This is a genomic window from Sporomusa sp. (genome assembly GCF_035561255.1).
Classification (GTDB): domain Bacteria; phylum Bacillota; class Negativicutes; order Sporomusales; family Sporomusaceae; genus Sporomusa.
In genome coordinates this window covers 1-8,345 of sequence record NZ_DATMXX010000154.1, presented here as the reverse complement: position 1 = coordinate 8,345, position 8,345 = coordinate 1, and the positions used below count along the sequence as shown (strand labels likewise).

Below are 8,345 nucleotides of genomic sequence, written 5' to 3'. Positions count from 1 at the left end.
CTTTAATTTTTGTCTAATCTCAAAAATTTAAAATGCATTTTATTATGTTTACTGGAAAGTGTTTTAAATGCAAAAAAACCGGACAAATGCCCGGTTAGTTGTTATTAATTATTTCAACTTTGACGATTGAGTCTGACCCCTGTATAACCTGTACCCAAGTTATCATATGCATTTGCTGCCAGATGGCGTTGCTTACTCATATTTTGTAGCCGTTGCAAAGCCATCGCAATTATTTTATTTTGCTTTTCTATTGACAGGAGTATAGTACGTCCCTCCAGAGATGCTTTAAAGCCATCTTCAGGCAAATCAGCAATCGCCGTTTGAATCGTGTCCCGCTGATCCATTAGCTCTAAAAATAGATCCAAGTCCTGTCTCAACAGCATCTTGGTCATTTCACCGGTTAAAAAAGCATATTCCTGCCAAAGTTTCCTGGCCGCACGGTCATCTTTGACCATTACCGTGCAACCGCTCTCTGCGTCTTTGTCGATTTCATGGCCTGCACCCAGGCGTCCCGTAACTCCTGGAGCATATTTTTAGCTTCTTCTAACTGCGATTTATCCTTTTTTAGATTGGCCTGAATCAGGCGATACTCAATATAGTCATAAAGCTTATTATAACCTTGGGAAATTTCATATTGCATATCCAAAGTCGCCATAAATTCACGCATAATCGCCTGGGCCCGTAAATTGGAATTATGGGATTTTTCCATATTGCCATGGTCAATAGCCTGCATGCTTTCAGCAATAAACCGGAGAGCTCCATTATAGAGCATTAGGGTTAGTTCTTCAGGTGATGCGGTCATAATTTGCTGATGTTTATAGGTATTAGCCATATTGGCAGCATTCATATGTAATGCCTCCTTAAAAATACCTGGAATAGACAATCAACTACTTAACTGAGAAGTCAACCAGCTACTTTGTTGGCTTAACTTGCTCAACGCTATTTCCATGGCGTTAAACTTATTATAATAGCTTTCTTCCATATTATCAAGCCGGTCAGCGAGAGAGATCATTTGTTTATCATAGTCTCTGATTAAGTTAGCCAATGTACTTTTAGTGTCACCACTAATACCAGCAGTATAGCCTGCTTCGTTCCCAATATTATCCATACTGACTTTGAGGGTATCATATAGACGACCAGCAATCCCTTTTTTGCTGCTGGTATCACCGCTGGCATTAAATAGCTTGTTAATAATGTCCGGATCTTCTTCGAGCGCTTGTTTAAGCTTAGTATCGTCATCAAGGTGCAGTATCCCGTTCTCAGAATAATCGCCTGTGGTAATGCCCAGATTTGAGAGGCTGGTGTATTTGCCGGTTAAACCTGCAACAGGACTGTAAACCGCGCTTCGCATTTTCGTCACTGTATCCTGAAGAGTGGGGTTACGGCGTAACGAACCACTTTTTGCCTTGGCTTCCCAGGCCGTGATTTCAGTTTCGCTCATAGCCTTCTTTTGCTCAGTAGTAAGCGGCAAATAATCTTTGTATTTATCCTCAGTAAGCTCGGCATTGAGTTTACTTAAAGTACTATTGTAAGCCTCAATGAAAGCTTTAACATTGGCGATAGTTTTGTCATTATCAGGTTTGACGGCAACAGTTGTAAGGCCTTCGCCCTGGAGATTATAAGTAATTCCCGAAATGGTAAAGGTGTTGGTCGTCTGGGTTACCATAGCACTGTCTAATGTAAACTTAGCATCTTGTCCCTTATTATCAGCCGGATTAACATTTAGTTTAAGGTTATCCTGCAAAAAATTTATTCCCGCAGGGTCGCTGCCGGTGAAATCAAGTGATGCGGAGGCACCAGTGTTGGTAGTTGACAGGAAAAAACGGTCAAGCGTTGTGTCATAGCTTGCTTTAACGTTAATACCAGCATTGTTAATATCACTGACAACCTGGTATATGCTTTGACTAGTATCAATTGATATCTCTTTCGATGATGTGCCATTGGTGATTTTTATTGTAAATGTGCCGCTCAGACCTGTAAACTGGTTAGCAAGAGTATCTTTGCTAGTACCAGTAGTAATCGTGTCATCGGTTGTTGTGGTATTATCTGAGCCTGCACTTGTCAACGTCACGCCCTTAGCGAGTTGCGTAACATTGAGACTATGTGTGATGTTAGCAGCATCACCGTCAGCGGTTACTGTAGCTACCGCCTGATTTGACGAAGTCGCCAGCTTTGGCGACACAGTGCTGCTCATCTTATAATTAAAAACTGTATTGCGGAAATCGTTGATAGCAGTATACATAGTATTATAATCAGACTTTTTCCACTCTGTCTGCGTCTTTTTCTGAACCAGGGTATCATAACGAGCTCGTTGAGCTTTCATGAGGTCTTTGACCATTTGATCGACATCCATCCCTGATCCACTCAAACCATAAGTTCGTATTGCCATTTAAATCGCCTCCATCGGTCACTATACTTTTTTATCTAGTAGAATTCCTACGTATTCCTGAATTGCCGCCATAGTATCAAGCAGTTCATGGGGCGGAAATTCTTTCAACACTTTATTTTCTTTAGTATCGATTACCTGTACAATCAGTCGATGCGTTTTTTCATGTAAGACAAATTTTAGATCGGCATTTATCAATTGCATAAACTTGTTAAGTTCAATTGTCATCTTTGACAGGTCTTCTTTATTAATTTTTTCATCTCTGGGATTGGTGCTATCAGTTGACTTCAATACTACTTCAGTTGATGCCGGTTCTATAGGACTGCTGCCTGTTGTTCTGCCCGGAGAATAGGCAACAACTTTACCTGCATTTACCTCCATTCCAACCACCTCCACTTTACAACTCTCTATGTATATTATCGGAGGTTGGGAAAAAACCTTTAGCTTTTTTTACAAAAAAGGACGCATCGCGTCCTATTTTTGAGTCCTGATGCCCTTAAGTACATCCATATTATTCAGATTAACCGGATTAGCAGACTGTTTATTTTCAGCTATAATCGCCTCATAAATTTCGCCCCGATAGATTTTTATTTCTTTGGGAGCTTCAATTGCCAGGCGAACACTGTCACCTTTAATATCAACTACAGTAAATACAATATTATCTCCAACAATAATACGTTCGCCAATCTTACGGGTAAGTGCAAGCATACTATTCCGCCCCCTTGGCAACCGGTCGGTCTATCGATAAGCCTTGCGGAAAGAGACGGTGGCGTACTGTATAAAGTGGCTTTTCCAATACGATTTGTTTGGCAAGACGTGTTTTCCAGTTAATAATAATTGGGGCAATGAGGTTTGCCGTCATTTCCTCAATCTTTTCCGGTATACGGACAATGTTAAAAATGCGGGGTGGATTATCATTAGAGAGTCCAAGTTCCAGTAAAACTTCTGCTTCCAGTGCAAACGAATAGTCTTGAAAAAAAGTAAATGGCTCTACAATCACAAAAGTAAGATCAGGATCTGTTACTGATTGCAGAAAAGCAAACGGACTATCCTGCTGATATGGAAGAAAAGCGAACAGATGCTCATTGGTAAAACCGGGAATCCCTTGCGGAAACCGGATAAGCTCGCTGTCAATAATCTCTACTTGACCAAAACGTGTTGACTGGATAAGCATAAAGGTCCTCCTAAACAACCATATGTAGAACTATTCAAAACTTTAAGTGGACAGATCGATTGCGGTGTCTGTTGTCCACATTCTGATACTGGGATATTGAACCACACGAAGGTTAATTGTGCCAGGATGATAATCACAATCGACCGTACCAGGCTGTACATTGATTGTAAGATGCCCTGCCACAAATGTAAATTCAGGTGGATGCACTATATAATTAACTATCGGTTTTTCTAAGTGAGCCCAGGTAATCTCCGGTGCAGGCGGTGAGTTAGTATCTGCAGCTATATTAGGTATGGCTGCTTCTCCAGACTCTATTGCCGCCATTCGATCACCTTCCTGAGCAATACGGCCTACTGCTTCCAGACCGGCTTGACGACCGTATTCAGCACAGTCACGTGAAAACTCAGCAGGATCTTTTATCCCGTAAGATGCCCTAAGAGGCGTGTAGTCAATCTCCAGTTCGCCTCTTGGCTGGCGGATTTCGAGCGTTGCTGCCTGAGATTCCATAGTCATTACCGGCGGAGTAGTTTTTATTCCGAGATATGACCGTTCTGTAGTTATTTCAATTTTAGCATCTTGTTGGGAGATGTTGAGTCTAATCATATTATCCTCCCAAAATATTTATTTCAAGAAATCAACAAGCGAAACCGGCATAATCCGGGCCCCGACGGACAATGCGTTCTTATACACCGTCTCACTTGTTTTAAAATCAACAATAGCTTTAGGGATATCCAGATCTTCATTTGCGGCCAGATCGCCGGTAATGATAACATTAGCATTTTCCAGCATCGTTTCGGCTAGTTGGTAAGTAGACATCCGTGCCCCAAGCTGAGTGTGGACTTCCAGCAACTTATTATGGTCTGCCTCCAGATTAGTCAGCCCGGTATTTAAGACAGCATCCATGTCAGGTGCTCCGGTTATCAGTTGATTCTTAATGTCAATCATGTGTTGCAATAATTGGTTATTGGCACCAAAAACATCTTTGCCTGTCAAATTTACACTGTCCTGCGCCGGGGTTGCTAATCCAGGCTTTATTGGCATTGATATTTTATTATTATCCCCCTGATAGATAACAGTATCACCATTTCTGACAAAGGGTTCTGTTTTATCCTGCTGACCGGAAAATAGGTACCGGTCACCGATTTTGGAATTGCCCACAACGATCGCCTGGTTTATCAATTCGTCCATTTCAGCCGCAATTGCCACATAGGCAGCAGCCGGTTTCGTACCGTCCGCACTGATTGTCAACTCTGTAAACTTGGTTAAAAGCGAGTTTAAACTGGTCATTGCCCCATCGGTATTGTCCATCCAGGATATAGCATCACCAAGGTTTTGGTTATACTGTTCATTCTCCGTCAAACTGACTTTGGCTCGCATGCCGCGAATCGTTTTAACCGGATCATCAGATGGCCGGTGCAGTTGCTTGCCATCAGTCAACTGTTCCTGGATGTCATTCTGTCTTTGTAACGACTTGTTTAAGCTTGTTAAAAAACTATATGTTATCATATTGTTTGACACACGCATTCAAGCAACCTCCTTATCTTCCCACAACACCTGTTCCATTAATAAGCTTATCCAGCATCTCATCCATGGTCGTTAATATCCTGGCAGCAGCATTATAGCCTTTTTGGAATCTGATCATATTACTCATTTCTTCATCCATATTGACACCTGCCACCGATTCGCGCCAGTTAGTTATCTGGGACACCAGTGTGTCCTGATTTGTTGTTAATCGCTTTGCATTTTGAGTCTGAACACCAAGGGCACCGATAAACGAACCATAAAAGGTATCCAGCGACGACTTGCCAAGCAAATCTGAAGGATCCACCTTCAGCCGGTTAGCCATATTAACAGCATTGTCACCAGCGGCATTCCCCTGGGGCACTGTAAAGGAATAAGTATTGGTTGAGCTATTATGAGAATTAATTTCGATTGATATTTGGACACCGTTGCTCAAGTGAAATGAACCATCCGCATCAAGAGTCGCAGTGACAACCGGCCCGCCATCCACAGAATAGTTTATAGTATGAACCTTCCCTGCAGCATCAACAAGTCCCAATTCTACACTATATGCCTTATAACCGGTGCCACCGGTGTAGCTGTCATATAGGCTGACTGAAGCGCCACCTGCTTCACTGTTGCTTTTGTCAATAGTGATATTTTTAGAAAATGATTTGGCGGCAATCCTGCCAAGTCCGTTGGTTGTATCGAATAAATCCGGATTGACCTGTAGTGCCTTTATCCATTCAGACGGCGGCACATCACTGGCAGATGCTACCCCAAAAACAGAAGTTAAGTCACTTGCGCCATAGTCAGGGTCAGCGTCCCCACCCTTACCGAAAAAGTTGTTACCTGTCGAATTATCTAACCCGAAGCCGGTGCGATGAACCGCATTAAACTCCTGCAAGAGGAATTGGCTCATTGTGGCCAGCTTATTCAAATAGGCTTTAATCCCAGTATCACTTTCCCGCGCCTCACCGCTCGAGGTTGCAGACGTCTTATCCCGTGAATCGATCAGTCCTTTTATTTCACCATTGGTGAAGTTTATAACAAGACTGCTGGACGCATCAGCTACATCGACAACTTCATACCCATAATCAGCGTCCTGGCGTGACTGAACCTTTAATTTATTCAACTCATTACCGTCTACCAATACAAAACCAGAAGATTGAATAACATAATTTCCTTTTGTGTCTTCACTTACATTAACGTTAATCATTTTTGACAACTGGTCAACAAGATAATCACGCCGGTCTCTGAGGTCATTAGCATTGTCAACTTTTCCTACCTCAATCCCAGCAATTTGCTTATTTAAAGTCAAAACTTCCGATGTGATTTGATTGACTGAATCAACGCGAATTCCAATTACAGTATTAATATCAGAAACCATATTCCGCAGCTGAGTATTGGCCTGCTGGATTGCATCGACCATTTCAACAGCCCGTTCCCGGAGTGCCGTACGCGCACTATTGTCTGAACTATGGGTAGATAAGGTATTCCAGGCTGTCCAAAAGTTATTGAGTACCGACTGCATGCCTGTCTCAGTTGGTTCCTGGAACACACCTTCAATTTTATTCAATGTGCTTAAGGCAGTCTGCCCATACCCCAGCGTTGATGATTCTTTCCACATTTGTTGATCAACAAATGTATCCCGCAGTCTGGTGATAGATTGTGTTTCCACACCGGCCCCCAACTGAACCTGCCCTCTACCCGCATAAATCGTCTGCGGCGTCACTGTAGCCAGATTCACCCGTTGCCGGGAAAACCCTTCAGTATTGGCATTGGCAATATTATGCCCCACTGTATCAAGAGACATTTGCTGAGCCAAAAGCCCCCGCACAACTGTATTTAAACCACCAAAAGTCGAGCTCATATCTTACTCCTCCGTTTATTGCATTCGCTAATTCTATGCCCTGGTATCCAAAATGGAACGGCTGGAGCCAGGGGGTGCAGTCTGGCCTTTCGGCGCATATGTGGGGCCTACAACGCTCTGGCTTAAAATATTGATATTATATTTAATAAAATCCAGGGATTGCTCAATCAATTTAGTATTAATCTCATTAATTTTAGCAAGTTCACCAGTCACCTGTTCAAATTCTTCGCTCAGTTTTTTCAGTTTATCTGCAGTGTCGCTATCAGCCCAGTCAATCATTGCTGACCAAGCAACCACCCCACTTGTAGCACTGCCTACCGCTGTCGCAATTTCACGGGTAAGTGTTAATCGCTTAGTTTCCAGTTTACCGGCTTCAATGATAAGGACCTCTTCCTGATTGGTCAGCAAATCTAGTTCCTGGGGTTTGGCTTCTACTAGAATATCGCGTTTTTTCCTACTTAGCTGTAGTAGCGCCTGATAGAGTTCAAGGGTCTGGTTCAGAAGAATGATCAGTTTATCCCACATAGCTGTCACTCAAACAGCCCCCCTTTCTAATACAGGCGTTCATTCTTGGAATAGGCAATAATTCTATCGGCAAGTTCGCGGGAATCAACCTTATACTCGCCTTTAGCAATCTGCTCTGAAAGCTCTTTCACTTTATCTTCCCGCACTTCAGGCAGCCCTTTGGCTGTCTTAAGAACCTGGTTTAACTCCTGAGCGTGAGTGGATAAAATGACCTCGTCCGGACGCTGTGCAGGGTTCCCCCCCTGCCCTTTACAGTTCTTGGATACCTTGGATTGTTCACCATAGAGCTTAGCAATATTTTGGATATTTTTGATATTCATTAGTGAGCACCTCACACCTCGGGAATTCTTACTATATTATCGACAGAAATGGCGGGGTTATTAATCCCCGCCACACGTGATTAGAGAAGTTTATCATGCATTTACTCTCGATATGAACATATTACTCCTATTATCAACGATCTCAATTATCCCCGTCTCTGCCGTACATGCGTGAACGAATTTTCACATCAGGCTCATGCTCTTTATGGCGCTCCTCGGCTTTTATCTGATCAAGGAAATTCTTACTGCATTTATTACAAATCCGTCCCTCAGTAATCAGATCGCCGCAGCTGTCACAGGGATAAGAAATGCCACCGACAATACGGCCGCTGCGCAGCAGACGCAGGATTATTTTGTGCTTAACCCCGGTAGCATGATGAATCTCTTCCAATGTTGCTTTATTGGTATCTCTCAGGTATTCCATTACTTGCTCCGCATCCTCTTCCTGCTTGCGGTAACACTCCGGACAAAGCCTGGCTACATTTTCTACATACAGCTTGCCACACTCCGGACAGTTATCTAATCCCATAGCGCTGCCCCCTTTATCTTCCACTATCTTTATTATAT

12 protein-coding genes are annotated in these 8,345 nt (G+C 42.9%); all 12 read right to left on the bottom strand.

The window, feature by feature from the left end; all coding sequences use genetic code 11:
• Positions 1–113: 113 nt before the first annotated feature.
• A complete protein-coding gene (locus tag VN379_RS08910) occupies positions 114–455 on the bottom strand; it encodes a hypothetical protein (RefSeq protein WP_325532933.1) in 342 nt (113 codons plus the stop codon).
• Positions 455–847: a flagellar export chaperone FliS gene (gene fliS, locus VN379_RS08905; RefSeq protein ID WP_325532931.1), complete on the bottom strand. Its 393-nt coding sequence runs from the start codon at positions 845–847 to the stop codon at positions 455–457. Before fliS ends, VN379_RS08910 begins: the two co-directional genes overlap by 1 nt.
• 36 nt (positions 848–883) lie before the next feature.
• Positions 884–2,389: a flagellar filament capping protein FliD gene (gene fliD / locus VN379_RS08900; protein WP_325532929.1), complete on the bottom strand. Its 1,506-nt coding sequence runs from the start codon at positions 2,387–2,389 to the stop codon at positions 884–886.
• A gap of 21 nt (positions 2,390–2,410) precedes the next feature.
• Positions 2,411–2,767 carry a flagellar protein FlaG gene (locus tag VN379_RS08895; protein WP_325532927.1) on the bottom strand — a complete coding sequence of 119 codons (357 nt, stop codon included), beginning with the start codon at positions 2,765–2,767 and terminating at the stop codon, positions 2,411–2,413.
• 93 nt (positions 2,768–2,860) lie between these two features.
• On the bottom strand, positions 2,861–3,094 hold the full coding sequence (gene csrA, locus VN379_RS08890) for a carbon storage regulator CsrA (protein ID WP_325532925.1): 234 nt from the start codon (positions 3,092–3,094) through the stop codon (positions 2,861–2,863).
• A 1-nt stretch (position 3,095) separates the two neighbouring features.
• Entirely contained in the window at positions 3,096–3,560 is a 465-nt protein-coding gene (fliW, locus tag VN379_RS08885) for a flagellar assembly protein FliW (RefSeq protein ID WP_325532923.1), read from the bottom strand.
• A 42-nt stretch (positions 3,561–3,602) separates the two neighbouring features.
• A complete protein-coding gene (locus VN379_RS08880) occupies positions 3,603–4,163 on the bottom strand; it encodes a DUF6470 family protein (RefSeq protein ID WP_325532921.1) in 561 nt (186 codons plus the stop codon).
• 18 nt (positions 4,164–4,181) lie between these two features.
• On the bottom strand, positions 4,182–5,084 hold the full coding sequence (gene flgL / locus VN379_RS08875; RefSeq protein ID WP_325532919.1) for a flagellar hook-associated protein FlgL: 903 nt from the start codon (positions 5,082–5,084) through the stop codon (positions 4,182–4,184).
• Positions 5,085–5,097: 13 nt separating this feature from the next.
• On the bottom strand, positions 5,098–6,933 hold the full coding sequence (gene flgK, locus VN379_RS08870) for a flagellar hook-associated protein FlgK (RefSeq protein WP_325532917.1): 1,836 nt from the start codon (positions 6,931–6,933) through the stop codon (positions 5,098–5,100).
• A gap of 33 nt (positions 6,934–6,966) precedes the next feature.
• Complete coding sequence (locus VN379_RS08865) at positions 6,967–7,458, bottom strand: flagellar protein FlgN (RefSeq protein ID WP_325532935.1); 492 nt, start codon at positions 7,456–7,458, stop codon at positions 6,967–6,969.
• A gap of 26 nt (positions 7,459–7,484) precedes the next feature.
• A complete protein-coding gene (flgM, locus tag VN379_RS08860; RefSeq protein WP_325532915.1) occupies positions 7,485–7,778 on the bottom strand; it encodes a flagellar biosynthesis anti-sigma factor FlgM in 294 nt (97 codons plus the stop codon).
• A gap of 142 nt (positions 7,779–7,920) precedes the next feature.
• Positions 7,921–8,345 (bottom strand): hypothetical protein (locus VN379_RS08855; protein ID WP_325532913.1); only part of this gene is annotated, 425 nt, incomplete at its 5' end.